Below are 23619 nucleotides of genomic sequence, written 5' to 3'. Positions count from 1 at the left end.
TGCGCTAGTTTTCGATTATGGAACCCTCCTCCATCGGACGCTTGCCCATTCTCAATGTCACCCCAGATGTGGGTGTCCCTGAGCTCACCCCTAAGGCCTATGTCGGCGAAGTGGTGCCCTTTGGCGCCAGCTGTTTCCGCGAAGGTCACGACCTCATTGGCGTTGCACTTCACCTGCGCGCTCCTGATGGCAAATCCAGTCGCATTGAGATGACCCCTGTTGCGTTCGGTACTGATCGCTGGAGCGCACAAGCACAGCCCGACAAAGCAGGAATGTGGTCCTTCACCATCGAGGCATACTCGGATGACTATGCCACCTGGCACCACAATGCCGAGGTGAAGATTCCGCTCGGTATCGATGTTGAGCTCATGCTCACGATTGGGTCCCAGCTTTTCGCACGGGCCTCCAAGGAAGCCTCGCGCACAGCTGCAAGTCGTAAGAAGCTTGCAGCCCTCTCGGAGATGTTGGCCGATACATCTGTTGACCCTCTCGTGCGTTTCTCGCAGGCTGAGGGCGATGCCGTGGACAAACTCCTGGCTCATGCCCCTATCTCGTCGCTAGAGACCTTTTCTGCCGAACACCAGCTCCTCGTGGAACGTAAGGCTGCCGGAAACGCGAACTGGTACGAATTCTTCCCTCGCTCTGAAGGTGCGAAGCAAAATGCGGATGGAAGCTGGGTTTCCGGAACCTTCCGTACCGCCGCAAAGCGCTTGCCTGCAGTAGCCAAGATGGGCTTCAACGTCCTCTACATGCCACCTATCCACCCCATTGGCACGATCAACCGCAAGGGGCCCAACAACACCCTGGTGACTAAGCCTGGAGACCCAGGCTCACCATGGGCTATCGGTTCTGCTGATGGTGGTCATGACGCAATTCATCCAGACTTGGGTGATTTCAAAGACTTTGCCTACTTTGTCAAAGAAGCAAAGAAAAACGGGATCGAGGTTGCTCTTGACTTCGCCCTTCAGGCTGCACCGGATCACCCCTGGGCGAAGACAAACCCAGAGTTCTTCACGACCTTGCCTGACGGCACCATTGCCTACGCTGAGAACCCTCCCAAGAAGTATCAGGATATTTATCCCATCAACTTCGACAACGACTCGGAAGGCATCCGCACAGAAGCCTTACGTATCGTGCTGTTTTGGGTCGACAAGGGCATCAACATTTTCCGCGTGGATAACCCCCACACCAAGCCCGTTGACTTCTGGGAATGGTTGATCAAGAGCGTCAATGAGAAGCACCCTGATGTGGTCTTCCTCGCTGAAGCATTCACCCGTCCTGCCATGATGCAGGCTTTGGCCAAAGTGGGTTTCCAGCAGTCCTACTCGTACTTCACCTGGCGCAATACCAAGTGGGAGTTGGAAGAGTTCTTCCGCAGTATCTCCACCGAGACTGCAGACTTCATGCGTCCCAACCTGTTTGTGAACACCCCGGATATTTTGACCGAATACTTGCAGTTCGGTGGCCCTGCCGCATTCACGATTCGTGCAACACTGGCTGCCACCGCTGCTCCACTCTGGGGTGTCTACACCGGCTTTGAGTTGTTCGAATCCGTCGCCCGTCCCGGTGCCGAGGAATACATCGATAACGAGAAGTTCGAATACAAGAACCGTGACTGGGCAGCCGTTGAAAAAGAAGGCACTTCTCTCGCGCCGTATCTGACCAAGTTGAACCAGATTCGTGCAGAACACCCCGCTCTTGGCCAGCTGCGCAACATGACCATCCAGCGCACTGACGATGACGCCATCCTCGCTTACAGCAAGCACCTTGATGCCCAGTTCACAGGGACAGGCAAGAACGACACCATCATAGTTGTGGTGAACACTGACCCCCACTCGGTGCGTGAAACCACGATCCACTTAGACCTCACAACGCTGGGTGCACAACACGGAGATTCCATCACTGTGACCAACTTGGTTACGGGCGTGGAATGGGTGTGGGGCGCCGACAATTACGTCCGCCTGGATCCGTTCACCGAGCCTGTTCACATCCTGCACGTCAGCAAGGTGAACTCATGACCGAGAAGAAGCCCGCAAAGAAGGCAGCGCCCAAGCACGCTGCAGAAAAGACTCCAGCTGTGAAGAAAATCGTCAAGAAAACCAAGGGCGCAACCGAGTGGCACACCCCTTCACTCGATGATGGCCTTCTTGCCTGGGTTGCTCAGGGTAGTCACTACGACCCTCACAGTGTGCTGGGCCAACACCTGATTCCTGTTGAGAATTCCAAGGATTCAGTCACCGTGATTCGCACTCGTCGCCCGTTGGCAACAGAAGTGATTGCAATTCTGGGCAATAAGACTCGTATTGAGCTTGCCCATGCCGGTCACGGCATATGGGAAGGTGCTCACACACTCGGTATTCAGGACTACGTGATTGAAACTCGCTACCCTGATGGTGCTGAGTGGATCGCAGAAGACGGTTATCGCTTCACCCCTACCGTGGGCGAGCTTGATCTTCACCTGATCCGCGAAGGCCGCCACGAGCGCCTCTGGGAAGTTCTCGGTGCTCGTTACATTGGCCACGGCGGCGTCAAGGGCAACGTTCAAGGCACAGCGTTCGCTGTGTGGGCTCCTAATGCCAAGGCTGTGCGTGTGAAGGGAACCTTCAACGGCTGGAACGGCGAAGGCCACTCCATGCGTTCATTGGGTTCCAGTGGTGTCTGGGAGCTTTTTGTTCCCGATGTTCATCCAGGTGAAACCTACAAGTTTGAGATTTTGACCCAGGCAGAACAGTGGGTTGAGCGCGCTGATCCAATGGCTCGCCAGACTGAGTGTCCACCATTAACCGGTTCGATCATTGCTCACTCCGACTACAAGTGGGGTGACAAGAAGTGGATCACCAAGCGCGACAAGACCAAGGCACACGAAGCACCCATGAGTATTTACGAACTCCACGTGGGCTCCTGGCGTCAAGGCCTTTCCTACCGCCAGCTAGCGGATGACTTGATTGGTCACGTACTCGAGACGGGCTTCACTCATGTGGAGTTCATGCCCTTGGCTGAGCACCCCTACGGCCCTTCCTGGGGATACCAAGTCACTGGTTACTACGCCCCCACCGCGCGCTTTGGTAACCCTGATGACCTGAAGTATCTGATCGACCGTCTGCACGATGCCGGCATTGGTGTTTTGCTGGACTGGGTTCCAGGTCACTTCCCCAAGGACGAATGGGCACTGGCTCGCTTTGACGGCCAGCCTCTCTATGAGCATGCAGATCCACGCAAGGGCGAACACCCTGACTGGGGAACCTACATCTTTGACTTTGGTCGCAATGAGGTGCGCAACTTCCTCGTTGCCAATGCCCTGTACTGGATTGAAGAATTCCACATCGATGGTCTGCGTGTGGATGCTGTCGCTTCCATGCTCTATCTCGACTACAGCCGCGAAGACGGTCAGTGGCTTCCCAACCAGTTTGGTGGCCGCGAGAACCTCGAAGCAATCAACTTCCTCCAGGAAGCTAACGCCACGGTTTATAAGCACCACCCCGGCGTCACCATGGCTGCCGAAGAGTCCACCTCGTGGGGCGGTGTCACCGCTCCCACAGAAGGTGGTGGCCTGGGCTTTGGCTTCAAGTGGAACATGGGCTGGATGCACGACAGCCTCGAATACATCCACACCGACCCGATGTATCGCGAATACCACCACTGGGACATCACGTTCTCGTTCCAGTATGCGTTTAGCGAGAACTTCGTTCTGCCCATCTCTCACGATGAGGTCGTCCACGGTAAGGGTTCACTTCTGGCAAAGATGCCCGGTGACCACTGGCAGAAGCTCGCCAATATGCGCGCCTATCTCGCTTTCATGTGGGGGCACCCAGGCAAGCAGTTGTTGTTCATGGGCCAAGAGTTCGGTCAGCCCTCGGAATGGAGCCAAGAGCGCTCCCTCGACTGGTGGATTCTTGACCAACCTGCCCACCAAGGTCTTCAGCGCATGGTGAAGCAGCTCAACACTGTCTACAAAGACACGGCAGCACTCTGGGAACGCGATAGTGACCCAGAGGGCTTCCAGTGGATTGACGGCGCAGACAACGGCCGCAACGTGGTTTCCTTCGTGCGCTATGACAAAAAGGGCAATGCCCTGGCGGTCGTGGCAAACTTTGCCGGTAACCCCCACAGCGACTTCCAACTTGGTCTGCCTTCAGGTGGCGTCTGGACGGAACTCTTCAACTCTGATGCCACCGATTTCGGTGGTTCTGGTGTGGGCAACATGGGCAAGGTCACAGCGACCAAGGATCAGTGGGGAGCTTTTGAGCACTCAGCTCGCATCACTGTGCCACCACTGGGCGTGCTGTTCTTCTACAAGAGCGCTAAATAGGACTTAGTAGAGCAGGTTCGTCAACCGCAAACGTGCAGTGTTGACGGCAGGGTCAGTCAAACCCACAACCTCAAAGAGGTCTAAGAGTCGTGCTCGGACAGCATTCTTGCCGTCTTGATCAAGTTTGGGGAACAACACCAAGAGACGATCAAAGGCGTCATCGACGTGTCCACCAGAAACATCGAGGTCTGCAACGTCGAGCTGCTGCTCTAAGCCCTCAGGGTTGGCAGCAGCGGCAGCACGAATGTCTGCCATGGCCTTGCCCTGCAGCCGGTGGAGCAGAGAGATCTGTGCCAGCCCAGCTTTAGCATCTGCATCGTTGGGGTTTTGCTTGAGTGCTTTCTCCCACGCAGCAATAGCTGCGGGGTAATCTGCACGCTCTGCAGCGTCAAAGGCTTCCTGATGCAATGGAGGTAGTGCAGGAGCGGGAGGAGCAACAGGCGCACCTGCTTCTCCTGAGGAGATACCCGCAGGCTTCGCAATGCCGACAACACCGTTTTGCGCAGCAAGTTCGAGCACTTGCTCGAACAGGTTGAAAATGTCGGCTTCGCCGGCCACACCTGCGAACAATGGAAGTGGACGCCCTGCCAACACCGCAGCTGTGGTGGGAACTGTCTCTGCTTGGAAGGCTTGAGTCAACCCAGGATTCTCCACGGCGTTGACTCGCACCAAAATCAGGCGACCTTCGAAACCAATGACGAGCTTTTCCAAGATGGGGGAAAGTTCAGCACACTGCGGAGCTTCCTCTGCCCAGAGATCCACGATGACAGGAACCTGGTTCGAGAGGTCCAAGATCGCGGTGAAGTTGGCATCCGTGCCCTCTAGGACAAGCTGCGGAACTGGAACCTGGGCACCGGCAGAAACCGGGCCGGATTCTTCACCTGGGGCACGCGTGCCTCCAGCAGTGTTCACAGACCCTTGTGTGGGCTTGTTGACCAGTGAACTCAGATCAACTGCACCACGCAGATTTGGAAGAGAAGGCATCGACATTAGAGCCCCTTGGCTGAAATAAGGCCCTGGGTGTAGCCAAGGAGACGAATCTTGTCCTTGCTACCCAGAGGTGGCACGTAGAAAGCCAACTCCAAACCGTAGGTCGACTCAATACCTGTGGTTGAGGTACTCACACCGCTGAGGATCTTGGCCAAACCTTCAGGACTAACCGACGCTCCAGTCTGTGTTGGACGAACGGTTTCAACCTCGTTGAGGCCGACCGTCACAATGGCGCCAGAGTCCATCGTGGCGAGGCCCAAGGGTTGACCAGAACCGGGGTTCTGGCTGAACTCAAGAGAAGCATTTTCTGCAACTGAAGCAGCCTTCTGAGCTTTGTAGTCTTTACCCACTTGAGTAATCAAGGTGTCTGAGGTGAAGTCAAAGAGACCGTAATACGGGCTGTCGACACCCTGAGTCAACACAGAACCATAGGCAGCTGAAAGCTGATCTGGTGAGATGAGGAGCAACTTGGAATCTGCCGGAACCAGAGCTGAACCGACGGTTGCTGGAGCAACAGTTGGAACTTGTGCATTGGGTTCCAAGGTCACCATGTACTCGACGTGATAGTTATCACGAGGTGAGTTTTGAATCATCATGAGCCCCATGGTGGGAACTGAGGGGTCCTGCTCGTTCTGAACAACTGCAATCACCTGACGTGGCCAGGTTGCCGTTGCCTGAGGCATGGTGAACGTAATGGGCGAGGCAGCAAGTTCCGGCAAAGCTGCGACGCTGCCATCGGACTTGCGGATGGCGTAGTTGGCTGCACGGATTTCTTGCGCAGGACCGATCAGACGAGTGCTGGAAAGGGCTGCGTCAAGAGATGCATCTGCTTCCGTGACGGTTTCAGAAATTCGGCTGAGAATGCGCTGGAGCTGGCGTTCGGTAACTGCAGGAGGCTGACCATCAATTTCAACGGACTGGGTTGCAGTGGGTGTCGCTTGAACAACACCTTGTCCCGAGTTGTAGGGGCTGCAGGAGCTCAACCCCAGTGAGAGTGCACCAGCGAGACCAATGGCAATGAAACTGGATCCACGCCCGATGCTTCGACGTCCCTTAGGTGCTGCACTGACCAAGGACTTCGGCTTAGGCATACTCAACGCACGTGGCTTGGGTGGCTTGGTGAGCTTTCCGCGGCGACGTGGGCCTTGTGAGTTGCGATCGTGACGAAGCGCCCACAGGTAGAGAACCAAACCGATGAGGGCAAGTACTCCACCACCAATGATGAAGCCGGTAGCAAAAGGAATACGGCTGGGCAAAGGCCAGGCGATAGTCACCGTGCCAGGTGCATCCGCCTTGCCATCTGCCGCGATGATGGCAGACATATCGGCGTCTAAGAAGGTGGGCAGGGTTGCACTTGTCGCGCCAACCATTTCACCGAGCCACAAGTCACTGCCTGCAGGAGTGTAGATGGGATCCTCAGTCAAGGCAGGTGTCTCAAGATCAGTCGTTTCAACGACCTGTGACTTACCCTCACCAAAAATAAAGTCACTCTTCTTTGTGGAGTACTTCAATACGTCATAGTCATCTGCGCCAATCCAGGCAGCGACATCCTCCGACCGACCAAAACCCACAAAGGTTTCCTTGGATCCGGAGACCGTAATGACAGGGTTTGTTCCGTGCATGGTCAATGTCTTGCCATCAATGACGAGATAGGGAGCGTTCGTTTCCACGGTGGTCGTCAACGTTTGGTATTCGTCACCAGCAAAGAACATTTTCTGGACAACACCAACGCCAAGTAACACTGCAGCCACGGTGAACACACCAATGGCAATTAGGAACCGCACTATTTGTCTCCTCCACGTATTCCGCATGACACCAGAACCGGTCACTGCGTCACGTTAAGTCACTGTCAAAGATACCCGAAATGGCCGAGCCAAACCTGTGAGAGGACATAAACCCCTTCTCTGAACTGCAGTCAAGGCCTCAGCTGGGTAGACTCACACAGTTACAATCTCCCCGAATTACGGGGCTATGGAGGTCAACGGTGGCATCAGAAGAATCGTTTTCACGCGTTCTGCGTGGGTACGACCCCACTGAGGTTGATCCACTGGTGCAAAAGCTCCGTCGTGAGCTACTGAGCGCAAAGACATTGCATGATGAAACTTCTGCTCAGCTCAAAGAGCTGGAAGCTCGTTATGCCGAGTTAGAGCTCGAACTCGATGTGAAGCGTGCCCCGACGGCTGCCGGGTTGAACGTCAAACTGAACAACAAACTCAAAAAAGCAGACTCACTTGCCGCCGAGATTGTGCGTCGCGCTGAAAGCGATGCCCTCTTGATTCGCTCTGCTGCAGAGAAAACGTCCAGCCAATTCATCGAAGCGGCCAAAGAAGGTTTTGAGCAGGCCCGCACTGAGGCGCAAGAACTAGCTCGCACTATCGAAGCTCAAGCTTCAGAGCGTGCTCAGCAGATTCTGGTGGATGCCGAAAGAACAGCTGCAGAAATTCTGGAGACAGGCAGAGAAGACGCCCAGCGACTCCGCGGTGAGGCATCCACGATTGCTGCAAACCTGCGTGCAGAAAGCCGCAACGATGTTGCGCGGTATATGGCCGAAGCCCAGCGTGAGATTGAAGAACTCAAGCTGGTTCTCACGACTAATCGTGACCGCAAGATTGCGGTCAACGACAAGGTCATGCGCATTCTGAAACTTAATGCTGATGGTGCAGCGGTTCGCGAAGATATGGAACGTGAACTACAAGCACGTCACCAAGAATCTGTCATGCAAACCGAGAAATACATTGGAGCTGCCGAAGCACAACTGGCGACCGCTCGCACGCGCATGCGTGAGCTGGAGGCAGAAATGCAGGCCCTCCCTGCGAGTGCTGCGGCAGAGGCAGAAACACTTCTCGAACAGGCTCGCCTGGCAGCACGTGACGAAATTTCTAGTGCGGAGCGCTTGGCCAAGAAGAAGATTGCCGACGCAGAGAAATATGTTGCCGCGGTTCTTTCCTCGATTTACTCGCAACTCGAAGGAATTCGAGTGGAGCGGGAAGCCGTCGCAGAGTTCTTCGACGCGCTACGGTTGGAGTTACAACACACTCTTGGTGATGCTGTGACACCGAAGAAGCTAGAGAGCTAACAAAGGAGCCCACTCGATGCGTATCCAGAATGCCTTCCGGGCTGGTTTGATCGGAAGCTTGGGCGTTGGCCTCGGTATTGTCCTGATGACTGCCGTGCAGTCCTTGGCAACGGTTCTTACCTACATCTTCATTGCCCTCTTCCTGTCGCTCGGTCTTGACCCAGCGGTGAAGTGGCTCACCAGCAAGAAACTTCCCAAGTGGGCCGCTATTTTGACGGTTGTCATCGTGGTAGTCGGCGCCGTTGCGGGAATCATCATTGCGATTGTCCCCATGATGGTGGATCAAATCATCGCGCTGTGGAACACTCTTCCGGCAGAAATTACGTCGTTGAAAACCAAAGACTGGATTGCACTGATCAATACCCAGTTTGGAAGCTTCATCGATATCAACCAAGTCATTACCGAGGTGGGTAAGTTCTTCGGAGATCCTGCCAACATCAGCAAAATTGCTGGTGGTGCACTCGCTGTGGGCGTGGGCGTAGCCAACGCACTCACGGGCACCCTGATTGTTGTCATCTTGACCTTGTACTTCACCGCATCACTGCAGACCATCAAGGACACCGCTTACTCCCTGGTTCCTCAGAGCAAGCGTGAAAAGTTCATCGAGATGAGCGAAGAGATCACCGGTGGTGTGGGCAAGTACGTCGTTGGCCAAATTGCGCTTGCTGCCCTCAACGGCATCCTGGCGTTCATTGTGTTGAACCTGATTGGCGGAAAGCAAGCTCTCTTGTTCGCCTTCCTTGCCTTCCTGTTTGCCCTGATCCCCCTCATTGGTACTGTGATGGCGTCCATCATCGTGACCTTGGGTCAGTTGGTTCTGGCAGATGGTCAGGTTGCCTTGATCATTGGTATTTACTTCCTGATCTACATGCAGGTTGAGGCGTATGTCTTTAGCCCCAAGATCATGAACAAGGCGATTTCGATCCCCGGCTCCATTGTCGTTATCGCCGCTCTAGCTGGTGGAACACTGATGGGCATCCTGGGTGCGCTGGTGGCTATCCCCATCGCAGCATCCATCGTGCTGATCATTAAAGAAGTCGTCATCCCCGCCCAAAACGAGGCGTAGTACTTCTTATTAGCTAGTCGCTTGAACCAGCGACGTCGCCTTCCCACCACTCGGGCAGCGGCGCCGCTGAAGGATTGACGCGCTCCACAATTTCGTTGAGCACACGCTTGGTCTGGTTCTCCCCCACCCAGAGGTGTTTGCCGCCCTCCACCTCAACAATGTCGATGTGTGAGACGGAGGAGAAGCGTTCGCGCGCTTCTGGCCCTTGCAAGTAGTCGTCGAGCTCAGGAACGAGTGCAATGAGCTGGCGGTGATCGCCATCCCAGGCAGCCACCTCTTCTGCTGTGGCACGGTGCAGCGGTGGCGAGAGAAGAATTGCTCCCTCAATGGCGTGCTCACGTCCATACTTCAACGCCAGTTCAGTTCCAAAAGACCAGCCCACGAGCCAGGGGTGTGGCAGGTGGCGTTCGGTCACGAACGCCATTGCTGCCGCCACATCTGCTTGTTCGTCCACGCCGTGGCCAAATTCGCCATGACTGTGACCACGCGCTGACTTCGTGCCACGAGTGTTGAACCTTAAGACCGCAATGTTCGCCAGGGCAGGAAGGCGCCCTGCTGCTTTGCGGAGGATGTGGGAGTCCATAAAGCCACCAGCAGTGGGCAGAGGGTGCAAAGTCACCAGGGTTGCCACTGGAGCGCCGCCCAACGGCATAGCCAACTCCCCCACCAAGGTGAGACCGTCACTGGTGTGAAGTTCAATTTCTTCACGGTGTGCAGGCAGGTTGATTCCGCCACGGATTTCAGTTGGCACGCTAACTCACTTTCCAGCATGCATCGTGCCAGTGGCGACGAGCTTCTACATCAGCTTGGTCTCCCAGAATGCCATCGTTACGCCATGCCACAAGGTGAGAAACACCGGGAGCGATTTCGAGAGAGCAACCCGGACAGGTATAGCTCTTAGTCGCATTCAGTGCTGAGATTGGCTGCACGGTCCACTGACGGCCTGAACGGACCTCTGTGCGACGCCAGCCTGTGGTGAGTCGTTCAACATCGAGAGGCTCGTAGTCGGCCTCACGCTTGCGCGAACGGTTGTTGCGCGCCATTAGTACCAGTGAACGGCTTCAGAATGCGCCCACGCACCACAAGGTGATCCGTAGCGACCTTCGATATAGCGCAGACCCCATTCAATCTGTGTTGCTGGGTTGGTCTGCCAGTCGTCTGCCACGGTCGCCATCTTTTCACCAGGAAGTGACTGTGGAATTCCATAGGCACCACTGCTGGTGTTGTGCGCATAGACGTTCCAGTGAGACTCACGGTTCCAGAGTGCAACGAGGCAGTCGTATTGCTCCATGCCCCAGCCACGTGCCTTCACGGCAGCTAAGCCCATTGCTTGAGCGGTGTCTGGATCGGGAACACCTGCGGCAGGAGCAGTTGCGGAAGCTTTTGCTGCCGAGCGCGCTGTAACGGACACACCGTCACGACCTGCTGCAGTTGTGTAGGTTCCATCAATGCTGACTTCCTGGCCATCCTTCACGACAGAAATCGCAGGGATGTAATACGGGGAAGCGACAGCGCCAGAGTAGGGATCAACCACGTTGACCAAGAGCAAACCAATGGTGAGCATAAAGGCAGCCGAGAAGAGACCCACCGAGCGCTGTGATGGGAACAGCGTAGGCATCACCAGACGTGGTCGAGGAAGACTCACTGCCGAGATCTTCTGCTTCACTTTGGGAGCAGCGTCGCTGAATGAGCGGACGACCGTTTGGTCTGACGCGCGCGCAACTTCTGAATGTCTTCCCACAGTTATCCGATTTTAGCCCAGAAGGCTGTGAATCAGCCACCAGAGTGGCTCTGAACAGGGGTTTTAGTTGTTTCCGAGGGAGAGAAGAAGGTCAACCAGAGCATCAAGCACAGCATCCACCTGAGCTTCGTCATAGCCACCGCGAGCAGCACGGAACGTCACCGAGCGAACATCTGCAATAGAAAGAGGCTCGCCCTGCAGGAGGTAGGCGCTCACGCGTTCTGCAAAAGCATCAACATCTTTGACGGCATATCCTTGCGTGAAGATTCCCACGCGGTTGAAGCGGTGCTTCGCCTGACGAGAGAAACGAGCGGTAAGCACAGCTGCAACCTGGCTTGCCTGTTGCAACCATGCGGCTTCACCCATGGTGGCTAATGCGACAGCACGTTCACGCTCAGCAAAGGCGGTTTCTAAACGCTCGAGAGCACCATCAACGTGACGAGTGGAATAGCCGCCCTTGTGCAGTGCAAAAGAAGTGTCACGAATAGCGCGCGAAGTGAGAGTAGCCGAGCCTGCAATAGTGCTGTCATAGGCAACACGTGCTTCAGCGATGAAGGCGTCCACCTCGGTTGTGTTGTAACCGCGGGTGCCACGCTTCACGCGGGGGAAAGTCATACTCACAGAACTTATTGTTTCAGAGAAAACTGTGCGTTAGTGCACAACGAGGGTATAGATCACAAAAGTCACCAAGGCAGAGGGCAAGATCGAATCCAATCGATCCAAGAATCCGCCGTGACCTGCAAGCCAGGAGCTCATGTCCTTGACTCCGATGGTGCGCTTAATGTGGGACTCTCCCAGGTCACCCAACGTGGCGGTGACCAAGATGATGGGGCCCAGAATCAAACCAAACCACCACGGTTGACCAATCATAAAGATACTGAGCAACACCGCAGCAATGATCGCGGCAAGTGCGGCACCCGCAAAACCTTCCCAGGTTTTCTTCGGGCTGATTTTGGGAGCCATCAAGTGCTTGCCAAAGTTCAAACCACTGGCATAGGCACCGGTGTCGACCGAAACCACCACGATAAGGAATGCCAATGTCCACCATTGGCCTTCTGGCTTCGCCACTAAGGCAACAGCAAAGCTCCCCAGCACGGTGACATAAGCCTGCACGAAGGCAGCGGCCAGGAAGTCTTTACGCAAGCTGACGTCCGCAGTGGCATGGTAGCCCCGCTTGATTTCAATGAGCCGCCAGGCGGTTACGAAGAAAATACCCACGACGGCAACACCCAGCGCGGCAAAGATTCCGAAGAAATAGGCAGCAGGAACAGCGGCAACAGTGGTGATTGCTGTGGGGATCCGAGGAACGCGACGCCCCATAGCCTGCAGAGCAGTTGCCAACTCGACAGCAGAAATACCCAGCAATACCGCCGCAAAGAGCATGAAGAGGTTCTTGTCCACCAACAAGCTCAAGAGGAGAAGTCCACCCAGGACGATACCAATACCTATCGCGCCGAGGAGATTGCGTCCTGATTTGGCTTTGATACGTTCGTTGGTCTTCTCAAACTGCATTCTGCGAGCTTCGAGCTGACGCTCGAAGTCAGCACGAGTCGCCCTGAATTGCGCATGCAACTCACCAGCAGGATTTCTCCTGCTGTGCTCATCGCGATTGGGATTCTCGTTCATGGCAGTGGCCAGAGCAAGGACTAAACCTTGAGGAGTTCAGCTTCCTTGTGCTTGAGAGCATCATCAATGGCGTCAACATACTTCTTGGTCAGAGCTTCAAGCTCTTTTTCACCACGAGCACGTTCGTCATCACCGAGTTCACCCTTGAGGGCGTCAATGCCATCCTTAGCGCTGCGGCGAATGTTGCGCAGGGACACCTTGGCGTCTTCGGCCTTGGTCTTAACAATCTTGACGTATTCCTTGCGACGCTCTTCAGTGAGCTCCGGCAAGGTGAGACGGATCACATTGCCATCGTTAGTGGGGTTTGCATCCAGGTTGGGAACGTCACGCAGTGCCTGCTCGATGTCGCGCAGAGCAGTCTTGTCGAAGGGGGTAATCAGCAGGGTGCGAGCTTCAGGGTTCTGCATCGACGCAAGCTGAGCTAACGGAGTGGGGCTGCCGTAGTAGGTGACCATGACCTTCTGGAACATGGCAGGGTTAGCGCGGCCGGTGCGCACGCTCGAGAAATCTTCTTTGGCTACTTCAACAGCCTTGGCCATGCGCTCTGAGGCATCTGACAGTACTTCCGCAATCACGGTAACTCCTTGAAATTTGGTGCGTTAGAGCCAGTCTAGTTGGTGACCAGCGTGCCGATCTTTTCGCCCAGAATGGCCTTGGTGATGTTGCCGGATGGCTCCATACCAAAGACGCGCATGGGCATCTTGTTGTCCATGCAGAGGCTGAAAGCTGTGGAGTCAACGACCTTGAGTCCGCGCTTGAGCGCGTCACGGAACGTGACGGTCTCCAGCTTCTCTGCACTGGGGTCTGTCTTGGGGTCTGCGGTGTAGACACCGTCGACACCGTTCTTGGCGACGAGAACCTCGTCTGCATGAATTTCGAGTGCACGCTGGGCAGAAACAGTGTCAGTGGAGAAGAAGGGAAGACCAGCGCCTGCACCGAAGACGACGACGCGCCCCTTTTCTAAGTGACGAATTGCGCGCAAGGGAAGGTATGGCTCTGCAACCTGGCTCATCGCGATTGCTGACTGCACACGAGTGGCTGCTCCTGCCTGCTCGAGGAAGTCCTGCAGTGCCAAAGCGTTCATCACGGTACCGAGCATGCCCATGTAGTCCGCACGTGCACGGTCCATTCCACGCTGCGAAAGCTCAGCTCCGCGGAAGAAGTTACCACCACCGACAACCACGGCAATGTCCACCTGCTCAGAAGCAACAGCGATTTCGCGCGCGATAGCGCTCACCACGTCAGGGTTCACACCCAATCCGCCACCACCGAATGCCTCACCCGAAAGCTTGAGTAGAACGCGACGGCGGGTGTGTGTCGGCATGAGAATCCTTATCTAAAAAGCAGTGGCGCTAGAGACCAATTTACACGGGCAATCACGTGTCAAACCCTCGGCACACATGAAAGAAGCCCGATCCATAACGGACCGGGCTTCTTTACGAGTATTTCTAACGACTATGCGCCAACCTTGAAACGAGCGAAGCCCGTGACAGTGATGCCTGCGTTGTCGAGGACCTGCTGGACCTTGAACTTGTTGTCGCGAGAGTATTCCTGCTCGAGCAGAGCAATCTGCTTGATGTAAGCAGAGATACGACCGTCAACGATCTTCTCCAGCTGAGCTTCGGGCTTGCCCTCGTTACGGCTGATCTCAGTAACGATTGCGCGCTCCTTCTCGATGTCCTCTGCAGGAACATCTGCGCGGCTCAGGTACACAGGGTCAGCGAAGGAGATGTGCTGTGCAATTGCACGAGCGGTCTCTGCGTCGTCACCGGTGTAAGCCACTACAACACCAACCTGAGGAGGAAGGTCCTGGCTGGTCTGGTGCAGGTAGATGGAGAACTTGTCACCGCTGAAAGCAGCGAGACGACGAAGTTCGATCTTCTCGCCGAGGATTGCTGCCTCATCTGCGATGAGTTCTGCAACGCTCTGCGAACCTGCAGCTGCTGCGAGGCCTGCGTCAACCGAAGTTGCGCCAGCTGCAGATACTGCGTCGAGAACCTTCGCTGCGAGTGCAACGAACTTGTCACCCTTAGCCACGAAGTCGGTCTCGCAAGCGAGCTCGATCATGGTTGCAGAGCCGTTCTCTTCCTTGGCAGCAACGAGGCCTTCGCTGGTGGAGCGGTCGGCACGCTTCGCGTTACCCTTTGCTCCCTTGAGACGAAGAATCTCGGTTGCCTTCTCCAAGTCACCGTTTGCTTCGGTGAGTGCGTTCTTTGTGTCGACCATGCCGGTGCCGAGGCGCTCGCGCAGAGTCTTGAGGTCTTCCATGCTGAAAGATGCCATAGTTCTAGCTCCTAAATAAGGCTTGAAAGGGAATTTATTCTGCTGCAGGCTTCTTGGCAGCAGGCTTCTTAGCGGCAGGCTTCTTCTCTGCAGCGTCAGCCTTGGGAGCAGCAGCCTTCTTTGCAGCAGGCTTCTTCTCAGCAGCAGCCTCAGCAACTACTTCTTCAGCAACAACTTCAGCAACTGCCTCAACGACAGCAGCTTCAACAGCTACCTCAGCAGCAGGTGCGCCAGCTTCGAGGAGTTCGCGCTCCCACTCAGCCATAGGCTCTGCAGCTTCACCCTCAGCAGGCTTCTGGTGGCGCTGAATCAGGCCCTCAGCTACTGCATCAGCGATAACGCGGGTCAGCAGACCGACAGAGCGGATTGCGTCGTCGTTACCAGGGATGGGGTAAGTCATCTCGTCGGGGTCGCAGTTGGTGTCGAGGATACCAATGACGGGGATACCAAGCTTCTTTGCCTCCTGGATTGCCAGGTGCTCCTTCTTGGTGTCAACTACCCAGATAGCGGAAGGGGTCTTGGTCAGGTTGCGGATACCACCGAGGCTCTTGTGGAGCTTGTCGAGTTCACGCTTCTTGATCAGAAGTTCCTTCTTGGTGAAGCCACTCTTTGCGGTGTCTTCGAAGTCGAGCTCTTCGAGCTCCTTCATACGTGCGAGGCGCTGACCAACGGTGTTGAAGTTGGTGAGGAGGCCACCGAGCCAACGCTGGTTGACGTAAGGCTGACCTACGCGGGTTGCCTGCTCGAGGATTGCTTCCTGAGCCTGCTTCTTGGTACCAACGAAGAGAACGGTTCCACCGTGTGCAACGGTTTCCTTGACGAACTCGTAAGCGTTGTCGATGTGCTGCAGAGACTGCTGCAGGTCGATGATGTGGATACCGGAACGCTCAGCAAGAACGAAACGCTTTACTTTCGGGTTCCAACGGCGGGTCTGGTGACCAAAGTGAACGCCGCTGTCGAGCAGCTGGCGGATAGTTACGACGGCCATGGCCATCTCCTTTTCTTGGCATGTTTTGTGCACAGCACAACTCATACCGCTTGCGGTTTTGTCGCAGGTAACCGGTTGGTTCCTGCCCTAGTGCCCGATGCAATTCCCGCGATTCTGATTACTCAGATTCGACCGAAGGGTTTTGTCATACGTGTTGGGCACGCGAAGTCACCCCATAAATGGAGTGCTTCACCAGCATAACAGGCAAGATAGGGGTATGGCATCTTCTGCACCCATCGCACTTCCGCCCAGCACCTCCCCCAAAAAGGCTGGATTAGTCCTCACCGCCCTCATCTTGGGCGCTGGTGTAGCCAACATGAACTTGGCGGTAGCCAATGTGGGCTTGCCCGACATTGGCCGCGCCCTGGGTGCTTCGCAAGCCGGGCTGAACGTCGTTGCTGTGGGCTTCTCATTGGGCCTCGCTGCAACGGTGCTCTATTTAGGCGCTCTAGGTGACCGCTACGGTCGCAAGCTCATGCTGATGGCAGGTTTGATCATTGGTGTTCCAGCCGCTTTCATGTCAGCTCTCTCCCCCAGCATCGAAATGTTGGCTCTCTCCCGATTGATCGGTGGTTTTGCCGCCGGCATGGCCTATCCCACCACTCTGGCTTTGATTACTGCCCTATGGTCAGGTCCTGCCCGCACTCGCGCAATTGCACTGTGGTCCGCCATCGGCGCTGCCATGTCAGCCTCTTCCACGCTGCTTGCAGGAGCTGTGCTGATGATTCTGCCCTGGGGCTATTCCTTCTTGATTGCTGTCCCCTTCGCCGTGGTGGCAATCTTCCTGGTCTGGCGTTTGGTTCCAGCTCACGTGAATGAAACCACTGACAAGGTGGATCACCTGGGCGGTGTGCTCTCGGGAATCTTTATCGGAACACTTGTTTTGGGCATCAACTACATCGCGCTCGACGGCCAGCTTGGCATTGCCATCGGCATGCTGGGTGCGTCGGCAGTGACTGGATTCTTGTTCTTCTGGCGCCAAAAGCGTGCCAGTGAACCTTTATTCGATCTGAAGTATGCAGCACGGCCACCATTTTGGGTGGCCGCTGTCTCCGGCATCATCGTCTTTGGCTCCTTGATGGGCGCGATGTTCGTGGGCCAGCAGTTCCTGCAAAATGTTCTGGGCTATAACACCTTGCAAGCAGGGCTTGCCATCATTCCTTCGGCTCTGGCTATGGTCATCGTGGCCCCCTTCTCCAGCCGCATGATTGAGCGCTATGGCTCACGCATCACACTCTTGGTGGGATTCGTTGTCTGCATGGCGGGCTTCGTCACCATGCTCTTAGGTTGGAATATCCACACCCCGATCGGCATTGTCATTGTCAGCTATGTCCTCATTGGCGCCGGCGTAGGCTTCGCTGGAACACCAGCAAGTCACGCCTTGACTGACTCTGTCCCTGTCACCAAGGTGGGAATGGCTTCAGGAACCGGTGACCTGCAGCGTGACTTGGGTGGCTCCATCATGCAGTCATTGCTCGGTGCCATCTTGGGTGCCGGCTATGCCGCCGCGATTGGGAAGTCCATTGCTGCAGCTCCTGCATCAACCCAGGCAGAGATCACCACCAGCATCGGGGCGACTTTGAAGAAGTCCTTCGGTAGTGCAGAAGATCTCGCAGCACAATATCCCGACTACAGCCAGGCCATCATTGAGGCAGCTAAGCAATCCTTCCTCGATGGAGCGAACTGGGCATATTCCTCTGGCATCTTTGTAATGTTGATCGGAATGATCATCACGTTCTTCTTCTTCCCCAAGAAAAACCGTGAACGTGAACTCTATGCCGAGTATGCCCAGCAGTCCTCCACAGTTCACTAGGAATAAACTTCTGCACGAACAGATCAAGCCGTTCTCCTGAGGAAGAGGTTTGATCTCATGCTGTGAGGCATGTGGGGATTTCAGAACAGCGTCATAGCCAAACTCCTGGCCACCAGCTTGCTGAGTATTGCCGCTGTCCTCACTCTCAATGCCCCCTCAGCGCACGCACTGCGTGCCGGAAGCTGGTCGTGGCCACTGTTGGGTACTCACACCATTTCACGCGGATATGAAGCCCCCAGCGTTTTCTATGGCGCAGGTCATCGCGGAATAGACCTCGTGGCTGAGGTGGGACAAGAAGTATTGGCTCCTGCAGATGGAGTGGTGCATTTTGTGGGCACCGTCGTTGACCGAGAGCTCATTTCCCTCGATCACGGACAGTTTCTTTCCACGTTCGAGCCCGTCACATCTTCGCTCCGCACGGGAGATGCGGTTTCACGCGGTCAAGTCATTGGGGTGGTCGCAACAAGTTCTCATTGTGTGTGCCTGCACATGGGCGCCAGGCAAGGCAAGGACTATCTCTCGCCGCTGGCCATGCTGGCATCCATCCCAGCAGCTGTATTGCTGCCATGGGACGAGTGAGAACGCCTAGCTATACCGGGTTGGACTTGTGCAAAGCAATCGCATGCCGAATGGCGGCGCGAGCTCGCTTGCGATCACCAGAGGCGTCATAGGCCAAACCCAAACGACACCATGCTCGCCAACTTGCGGGCTGCGCATCCACGGCTGCGGCATAGCTAGGGAATTCTTTATCTGCATCTGATCGAATAGGACGACCGCTAGGTCGATGAGGAAGATCGTCGCCCGGGAGTGCTCCCTCTGAATCAAGGATGTTCACCAACTTGGTGGAGTAAATGCCGAAGGCAATCTCTCGCCAGAGAGCCCAAGCTCCAACAACAGGCAGAACGATGAGGGCAATACCCATCGCAATGGCCACGGGAACTCCCGTGCTGATCATGACGATGCCTTGATACGCAGCAGCCCATAAATAGAGCGCGAGGAGCGCTGCCATGAGCACTGCTCCCAGAATGGCGCGCATGTTTAGAGGTTGATGACGCGGTCGAGACCGACGATTTTGCCCGAAAGGCCAGGCAGAGCGCGAATAGCAGCCATGATGCCGGCTTCATAGGAGCGGTCACTCAAGGTGGTGTGGGTAATAGTGACGGTTTCACCATTACCACCGAAGATAACGTCTTGCTTGGCCACGACGCCTTCCATGCGCAGTGAGTGCACGGGAATACCTGCAACGAGCTGACCGCGTGCACGCTGATCTGCGTGAGGAGCCTGAACATCCTGGTCTCGAACCTTACCGATGCGCTCTGCTGTGCTGACAGCGGTTCCCGAAGGTGAGTCAACCTTGTGGATGCCGTGAGCTTCGATGATTTCGATGGAATCAAAGTGCTTGGCAGCCAAGGTTGCCAAGTGCGCAGAGAGCGCAGAACCCAGGGAGAAGTTGGAGATAAAGATCACGCCGACTTCGGGGTGTGACTCAATGAGGGGCTCAACCTGGTTGATGCGTTCAGCAGACCAACCTGAGGTGCCAATCATGATGGACTTACCGTTCTCCACGGCAAACTCAAGAACCTTGCGGCTAATCGAAGGTAGGGACACGTCCACGACAATGTCGGCTACGAGCATCTCACTGAGATCACTCTGCGAACCCAACTGGGCAGCGAGCGTAAAGTCCTCTGATTCGTTGATCAGACGGCACACAAGTGAACCCAGTTTTCCTGAGGCACCAACGACAGCAACGGATGTAGTCACGAGTCAAGTCTAGATTGTGTAGGCGTCAGGAATACCCGAACGCAGTTCAACCGGCAAGTGTCCCAGGTCATTGTGCGAGACAAGTGCCCACGGGCGCCCTGGACGCTGCTGCAAGACCGTAATTCCACAGTTCGCTTGATTCAGAGTGACCCACTTCCACGCAGGTGCTCCAAGGGCTTCCAGCACAAACCACGCAATGACGTTGTTGTGGGTGACGAGGAGGTCCGTTTCACCCTGACGGCCAGGAGCTAAGAACTCAGCAACAGCATCTGCCATCTGAGCAGAACCGGCTTCAATGTCAGCATCGGTGACAGATCCAAAGAACGGATCAAAGACGGAGGGAGTCTCCTCGCTCTTGCCTGCTGGGATGCAATCCATCAACAACGCAGAAGGTTCAGTGGTCACACCCTGCATCTGCTCGCTCATCACGCGCACGGTTTCCCATGCACGCTCCAAAGGAGAGTGCCAGACATGTGAGAACTCAACATCAGCAAGGCGACGTCCCACTGCCTCTGCCTGCGCGATCCCGCGCGGTGAGAGTGGACCGTCAATAACGCCGTGCTCGGCGTCGAGTTGTTCGCCGTGACGAACCAAGATGATGTTGTGTGCCATGAATTACCCCTCAGAAAGGATACGCGATAACGCGGCCTCATCTGCTTGGCCCACAGAAACCAACGAGAGCTTGCCTGCAGCAAGTTCCTGAGCAAGGTCTTGGATACGTTCAGCAGTGACCTCGTTCAGCATGGAGAGCGCTGCGTCATAATCAATGAATTCACCCGAGGAAATCTCTGACTTACCCAAACGAGACATACGAGTGTCGGTATCTTCCAGCGCAAGAGCTGAACCACCGGCAAGCTGACCTTTGGCACGGCTGAGCTCATCGGCGGTCACACCGTGTTCTGCCAGCTTGTGGAATTCAGACAGCAGCAACTCAGCCACTTCTGGCGCCTTCTTGGGGGAAGTACCGGCAAAGAGACCAAACGCACCAGCATCTGAATACGACGAGGCGAAAGAGAAGACTGAATAAGCCAGCCCGCGCTTCTCACGGATTTCCTGGAACAAACGCGAGGACATCCCGCCACCCAAGATGGCATTCATCACCGTCTGCACAACGCGACGCTCATCGGTAGCCACGATGCCAGGGACACCCAGCATGATGTTGGCCTGTTCGATAGGGCGTTCGATGACCTGCAATGCAGTGCCCTGTGTAATCAGAGCAGGGGTGCGGGGACGACGCTCTACAGGAGCAGCTTCGATGCTGAGATCCCAGCCAGCAGCTTCGAGCGTGCGCTGAACTTGGGCAACGAGTTCATCGTGATCTAAGGAACCAGCTGCGGTGATGACGAGGTCATTGGGACGGTAGTTGGCACGGTAGTGCGCCACGACCGCTTCGCGCGTGGCCGCACGAATAGTTTCTGGGCTTCCACCAATGGGGCGCCCCAGTGGGTGCTCCCCCAGCACGCCTTCAAAGAAGCGCTCCTGGGCAACATCTGATGGATCGTCTTCGGCCATCGCGAGTTCTTCCAGAATGACATCGCGTTCGGTTTCGAACTCATCAGGGTCAATCAAACTCGAGGTGAGCATGTCACTCATGACGTCGATCGCCATGGGCAGATCGCTGTCGCGAATCTTCGCGTAATAGCAGGTGTATTCCTTGGCGGTGGCTGCATTGTGTTCACCACCGACCGAATCAAAAGCAATAGCAATGTCTAGTGCTGTGCGTGATGGGGTCCCCTTGAAAAGCAAGTGCTCAAGGAAGTGGGTGGAACCCAAACTGGCGGGGTGAGCGCTCTGACCGTCATGCGCAGCTTCGGCAGGGTATTCATCTCGTGAGCCCACTGCTACCCAGTAACCCAAAGTGACGCTGCGCGCGCCGGGCACACGTTCGGTCAGAATGCGCACACCCGAAGGCAGAACGCTGCGGCGGACAAGCGCATCACCAGATGCAACGAAGTGAAGCTCGGGCTGATCGAGCGGAAAAGCAATGGGGTTATTCATACGGTGCTCAAGCCTAGGGCACGCCACGGACTCACGTCAGAGACGTTAAGAACGTTGACGACCAGGCAACCAGTTTCGACCTTGCTCTGCAGATGCTCGGTCGAGGTCAGCAAGTTGCTGACGAGTGAGTTGAACCTGAGGTGCGTGCATAAGAGCTTCGAGTTCACGCAGTGATTCAACCCCTGCAGTGGGCACTCCCACAGCAGGCCTTCCCAATATCCATGCCAAGGCCACCGTGGAAATATCTACTCCTTGAGTCATGGCGATGTTGTCCAGTATGCGCAACACGTGCGTGCCATGACGCCCCCCATGTTGTGCAGCGCGTCTGGCTCTCGTGTCACTGGGATTAAAGCTCTTGATATTGCGGTGACGACCAAGGAACCCGTTAGCCAGCACAAAGTACGGCATGACAGACATACGCTGAGCAATGGCCATCATGGCAATGTTGCCTTCAACGATGTCTCGGCGCAGCAGAGAGTATTCCAACGCCACTGCTTCAAAGCGGGGCAGGCCACTGCCTGCCGCAATGCGAGCCTCGAGAAGGCGATCTGCACTGAAGTTAGATGCACCGAGGGCACGAACCTTGCCTGCCTGCATGAGGGTTTCAACAGCAGAAAGACTCTCCTCAAGGGAGACGTCAGGATCTTCAGCGTGAAAATACAGCAGGTCAATGTGGTCTGATTGCAGCCGCTCTAGGGATGCATGGACGGAATCAATGATGTTTTGTGCGGCTAGACCTGGGAATTCGGGGTGGCGACCAACCTTGGTGGCCACGACCACCTTGTCGCGGTTACCCCGCTCACGCATCCATTTGCCAATAATCTGCTCAGACATTCCTGAGGAGTAGGAGTCAGACGTGTCAACGAGGTTGCCACCAAGTTCGACAAAACGATCCAGTAAATCTGTTGAGCGACCGCTGGGAAGAGTCCAACCAAAGACGGCACCACCGAGTGCAACCGGGTAAACCTCAATGTCGGTTTGACCGATACGACGCGCAGGAGTTTCATCCGCTCCGGAGCGCACTGCTCCGGAGGTGAATTCCCCTGTTTCTCCGGTCATAACACTGACGATAGAGCAGAAATGTCACGGCAATGTTACGACAGACCTTCAGTCCACTCAGAGGAAGAAAATGTCCCCCGTCAGGGCTTTAAAGTGTCCCCCAGAATGACGAAACCCGCCCCACCGAAGTGGGACGGGTCATCGTTGTGTTGAGTTTTACTCAGCGTCGCTTGCTGCGGCTGCTTCGCCCTCTTCACCTTCGAGAACGGGCTCAAGCGAAAGCTTGCCACGGTCATCGATCTTGGTGATCTTGACGAGAACCTTCTGGCCAACGGAGAGAACGTCTTCAACGTTCTCCACGCGCTTGCCACCAGCGAGCTTGCGCACCTCAGAGATGTGCAGCAGGCCGTCCTTGCCAGGAAGCAAGGAGACAAATGCACCGAAGGTTGCGAGCTTGACGACGGTACCGAGGAACTGCTCGCCAACCTCAGGGTTGGTGGGGTTCGCAATGGCGTTAACCTGTGCGCGAGCGGCTTCAGCGGAAGGACCATCGGTTGCACCGATGTAGACGGTTCCGTCATCCTCGATCGAGATGGTTGCACCAGTCTCGTCCTGGATGGTGTTAATCGTCTTACCCTTGGGTCCGATGAGCTCACCGATCTTGTCGACAGGAATCTGCACGCTGATCACGCGAGGAGCAGTAGCTGCCATCTCGTCAGGACCGTCAATAGCTGCGTTGATCACTGCGAGGATCGCGGTACGAGCTTCCTTCGCCTGAGTCAGCGCACCGGTAAGCACGGAGGCAGGGATGCCGTCGAGCTTGGTGTCGAGCTGAATCGCGGTGATGAATTCAGAAGTACCAGCAACCTTGAAGTCCATGTCGCCGAGAGCATCTTCTGCACCGAGGATGTCGGTCAGAGCTGCGTAGCGGGTCTCACCGTTGACCTCGTCAGAGACGAGACCCATAGC

The 23619-nt window shown here is 55.7% G+C and carries 23 protein-coding genes; 6 read left to right on the top strand and 17 right to left on the bottom strand.

Annotation, left to right across the window (positions count from 1 at the left end; genetic code table 11):
* Positions 1-17: 17 nt before the first annotated feature.
* Both Q0362_RS02155 and glgB read left to right on the top strand, forming a co-directional pair.
* Complete coding sequence (locus tag Q0362_RS02155; protein ID WP_298119289.1) at positions 18-2018, top strand: alpha-1,4-glucan--maltose-1-phosphate maltosyltransferase; 2001 nt, start codon at positions 18-20, stop codon at positions 2016-2018.
* The gene (gene glgB, locus Q0362_RS02150) at positions 2015-4309 is read left to right on the top strand and encodes a 1,4-alpha-glucan branching protein GlgB (protein WP_298119287.1); all 2295 of its coding nucleotides are present in this window, start codon (positions 2015-2017) and stop codon (positions 4307-4309) included. The genes Q0362_RS02155 and glgB overlap by 4 nt, the downstream gene beginning before the upstream one ends.
* 3 nt (positions 4310-4312) lie before the next feature.
* Here glgB and Q0362_RS02145 read toward each other — a convergent pair whose 3' ends face one another.
* Positions 4313-5299 carry a tetratricopeptide repeat protein gene (locus tag Q0362_RS02145; RefSeq protein ID WP_298119285.1) on the bottom strand — a complete coding sequence of 329 codons (987 nt, stop codon included), beginning with the start codon at positions 5297-5299 and terminating at the stop codon, positions 4313-4315.
* Positions 5299-7083 (bottom strand): hypothetical protein, encoded by a 1785-nt coding sequence (locus Q0362_RS02140; RefSeq protein WP_298119282.1) that lies wholly within the window; start codon positions 7081-7083, stop codon positions 5299-5301. The genes Q0362_RS02145 and Q0362_RS02140 overlap by 1 nt, the downstream gene beginning before the upstream one ends.
* Before the next feature lie 200 nt (positions 7084-7283).
* On the opposite strand from Q0362_RS02140, the gene Q0362_RS02135 reads away from it, so the two are divergent.
* Together Q0362_RS02135 and Q0362_RS02130 are read left to right on the top strand one after the other, a co-directional pair.
* Entirely contained in the window at positions 7284-8375 is a 1092-nt protein-coding gene (locus Q0362_RS02135) for a DivIVA domain-containing protein (protein ID WP_298119280.1), read from the top strand.
* Positions 8376-8391: 16 nt separating this feature from the next.
* Positions 8392-9441 (top strand): AI-2E family transporter, encoded by a 1050-nt coding sequence (locus Q0362_RS02130; protein ID WP_298119278.1) that lies wholly within the window; start codon positions 8392-8394, stop codon positions 9439-9441.
* A gap of 13 nt (positions 9442-9454) precedes the next feature.
* Here the strand turns inward: Q0362_RS02130 and Q0362_RS02125 are convergent, their stop codons facing one another.
* The 9 genes from Q0362_RS02125 to rpsB all read right to left on the bottom strand — a co-directional run bounded on the left by Q0362_RS02125 (position 9455) and on the right by rpsB (position 16079).
* On the bottom strand, positions 9455-10192 hold the full coding sequence (locus Q0362_RS02125; protein WP_298119276.1) for an alpha/beta hydrolase: 738 nt from the start codon (positions 10190-10192) through the stop codon (positions 9455-9457).
* A gap of 1 nt (position 10193) precedes the next feature.
* Positions 10194-10484, bottom strand: coding sequence for a hypothetical protein (locus Q0362_RS02120; RefSeq protein ID WP_298119275.1), 291 nt, complete (start codon positions 10482-10484; stop codon positions 10194-10196).
* On the bottom strand, positions 10484-11086 hold the full coding sequence (locus Q0362_RS02115; RefSeq protein WP_298119272.1) for a lytic transglycosylase domain-containing protein: 603 nt from the start codon (positions 11084-11086) through the stop codon (positions 10484-10486). The genes Q0362_RS02120 and Q0362_RS02115 overlap by 1 nt, the downstream gene beginning before the upstream one ends.
* Positions 11087-11245: 159 nt before the next feature.
* On the bottom strand, positions 11246-11797 hold the full coding sequence (locus Q0362_RS02110; RefSeq protein ID WP_298119270.1) for a DivIVA domain-containing protein: 552 nt from the start codon (positions 11795-11797) through the stop codon (positions 11246-11248).
* A 36-nt stretch (positions 11798-11833) separates the two neighbouring features.
* Entirely contained in the window at positions 11834-12808 is a 975-nt protein-coding gene (locus Q0362_RS02105) for a phosphatidate cytidylyltransferase (protein WP_298119268.1), read from the bottom strand.
* 20 nt (positions 12809-12828) lie between these two features.
* Complete coding sequence (frr, locus tag Q0362_RS02100; RefSeq protein ID WP_298119266.1) at positions 12829-13383, bottom strand: ribosome recycling factor; 555 nt, start codon at positions 13381-13383, stop codon at positions 12829-12831.
* A 35-nt stretch (positions 13384-13418) separates the two neighbouring features.
* Positions 13419-14132, bottom strand: coding sequence for a UMP kinase (pyrH, locus tag Q0362_RS02095; protein WP_298119264.1), 714 nt, complete (start codon positions 14130-14132; stop codon positions 13419-13421).
* Positions 14133-14263: 131 nt separating this feature from the next.
* A complete protein-coding gene (gene tsf / locus Q0362_RS02090; protein ID WP_280794296.1) occupies positions 14264-15091 on the bottom strand; it encodes a translation elongation factor Ts in 828 nt (275 codons plus the stop codon).
* Positions 15092-15125: 34 nt separating this feature from the next.
* Positions 15126-16079, bottom strand: a complete 954-nt coding sequence (gene rpsB / locus Q0362_RS02085; RefSeq protein ID WP_280794295.1) for a 30S ribosomal protein S2 — start codon at positions 16077-16079, stop codon at positions 15126-15128.
* Positions 16080-16296: 217 nt separating this feature from the next.
* Here rpsB and Q0362_RS02080 point away from each other — a divergent pair, with 217 nt between their 5' ends.
* On the top strand, positions 16297-17892 hold the full coding sequence (locus Q0362_RS02080) for an MFS transporter (protein ID WP_298119262.1): 1596 nt from the start codon (positions 16297-16299) through the stop codon (positions 17890-17892).
* A 69-nt stretch (positions 17893-17961) separates the two neighbouring features.
* Positions 17962-18471 carry a M23 family metallopeptidase gene (locus tag Q0362_RS02075; RefSeq protein ID WP_298119260.1) on the top strand — a complete coding sequence of 170 codons (510 nt, stop codon included), beginning with the start codon at positions 17962-17964 and terminating at the stop codon, positions 18469-18471.
* 10 nt (positions 18472-18481) lie between these two features.
* Here the strand turns inward: Q0362_RS02075 and Q0362_RS02070 are convergent, their stop codons facing one another.
* The 6 genes from Q0362_RS02070 to Q0362_RS02045 all read right to left on the bottom strand — a co-directional run.
* A complete protein-coding gene (locus Q0362_RS02070; protein ID WP_298119258.1) occupies positions 18482-18928 on the bottom strand; it encodes a hypothetical protein in 447 nt (148 codons plus the stop codon).
* A gap of 2 nt (positions 18929-18930) precedes the next feature.
* Entirely contained in the window at positions 18931-19653 is a 723-nt protein-coding gene (gene dapB / locus Q0362_RS02065) for a 4-hydroxy-tetrahydrodipicolinate reductase (RefSeq protein WP_298119256.1), read from the bottom strand.
* 9 nt (positions 19654-19662) lie between these two features.
* On the bottom strand, positions 19663-20265 hold the full coding sequence (locus Q0362_RS02060; protein ID WP_298119254.1) for a histidine phosphatase family protein: 603 nt from the start codon (positions 20263-20265) through the stop codon (positions 19663-19665).
* Between the two features lie 3 nt (positions 20266-20268).
* Positions 20269-21651 carry a pitrilysin family protein gene (locus Q0362_RS02055; RefSeq protein WP_298119252.1) on the bottom strand — a complete coding sequence of 461 codons (1383 nt, stop codon included), beginning with the start codon at positions 21649-21651 and terminating at the stop codon, positions 20269-20271.
* Positions 21652-21696: 45 nt separating this feature from the next.
* On the bottom strand, positions 21697-22710 hold the full coding sequence (locus Q0362_RS02050) for an aldo/keto reductase (RefSeq protein WP_280794288.1): 1014 nt from the start codon (positions 22708-22710) through the stop codon (positions 21697-21699).
* A 156-nt stretch (positions 22711-22866) separates the two neighbouring features.
* Positions 22867-23619: S1 RNA-binding domain-containing protein (locus tag Q0362_RS02045; protein WP_298119248.1), on the bottom strand; the 753-nt coding region annotated here is incomplete at its 5' end.

This window comes from uncultured Aurantimicrobium sp., from assembly GCF_936931525.1.
In the GTDB taxonomy this organism is placed as follows: domain Bacteria; phylum Actinomycetota; class Actinomycetes; order Actinomycetales; family Microbacteriaceae; genus Aurantimicrobium.
This window is presented reverse-complemented; position numbering and strand designations above follow the sequence as displayed.

Excerpts from the sequence above, each read along its gene's own strand:
- Q0362_RS02075 (WP_298119260.1), top strand. The coding sequence starts at position 17,962 with ATGTGGGGATTTCAGAACAGCGTCATAGCCAAACTCCTGGCCACCAGC.
- Q0362_RS02110 (WP_298119270.1), bottom strand. The coding sequence starts at position 11,797 with ATGACTTTCCCCCGCGTGAAGCGTGGCACCCGCGGTTACAACACAACC.
- Q0362_RS02080 (WP_298119262.1), top strand. The coding sequence starts at position 16,297 with ATGGCATCTTCTGCACCCATCGCACTTCCGCCCAGCACCTCCCCCAAA.
- tsf (WP_280794296.1), bottom strand. The coding sequence starts at position 15,091 with ATGGCATCTTTCAGCATGGAAGACCTCAAGACTCTGCGCGAGCGCCTC.
- Q0362_RS02120 (WP_298119275.1), bottom strand. The coding sequence starts at position 10,484 with ATGGCGCGCAACAACCGTTCGCGCAAGCGTGAGGCCGACTACGAGCCT.
- Q0362_RS02145 (WP_298119285.1), bottom strand. The coding sequence starts at position 5,299 with ATGTCGATGCCTTCTCTTCCAAATCTGCGTGGTGCAGTTGATCTGAGT.
- Q0362_RS02055 (WP_298119252.1), bottom strand. The coding sequence starts at position 21,651 with ATGAATAACCCCATTGCTTTTCCGCTCGATCAGCCCGAGCTTCACTTC.
- Q0362_RS02060 (WP_298119254.1), bottom strand. The coding sequence starts at position 20,265 with ATGGCACACAACATCATCTTGGTTCGTCACGGCGAACAACTCGACGCC.
- Q0362_RS02105 (WP_298119268.1), bottom strand. The coding sequence starts at position 12,808 with ATGAACGAGAATCCCAATCGCGATGAGCACAGCAGGAGAAATCCTGCT.
- glgB (WP_298119287.1), top strand. The coding sequence starts at position 2,015 with ATGACCGAGAAGAAGCCCGCAAAGAAGGCAGCGCCCAAGCACGCTGCA.
- Q0362_RS02130 (WP_298119278.1), top strand. The coding sequence starts at position 8,392 with ATGCGTATCCAGAATGCCTTCCGGGCTGGTTTGATCGGAAGCTTGGGC.
- Q0362_RS02070 (WP_298119258.1), bottom strand. The coding sequence starts at position 18,928 with ATGCGCGCCATTCTGGGAGCAGTGCTCATGGCAGCGCTCCTCGCGCTC.
- Q0362_RS02155 (WP_298119289.1), top strand. The coding sequence starts at position 18 with ATGGAACCCTCCTCCATCGGACGCTTGCCCATTCTCAATGTCACCCCA.
- pyrH (WP_298119264.1), bottom strand. The coding sequence starts at position 14,132 with ATGCCGACACACACCCGCCGTCGCGTTCTACTCAAGCTTTCGGGTGAG.
- rpsB (WP_280794295.1), bottom strand. The coding sequence starts at position 16,079 with ATGGCCGTCGTAACTATCCGCCAGCTGCTCGACAGCGGCGTTCACTTT.
- Q0362_RS02050 (WP_280794288.1), bottom strand. The coding sequence starts at position 22,710 with ATGACCGGAGAAACAGGGGAATTCACCTCCGGAGCAGTGCGCTCCGGA.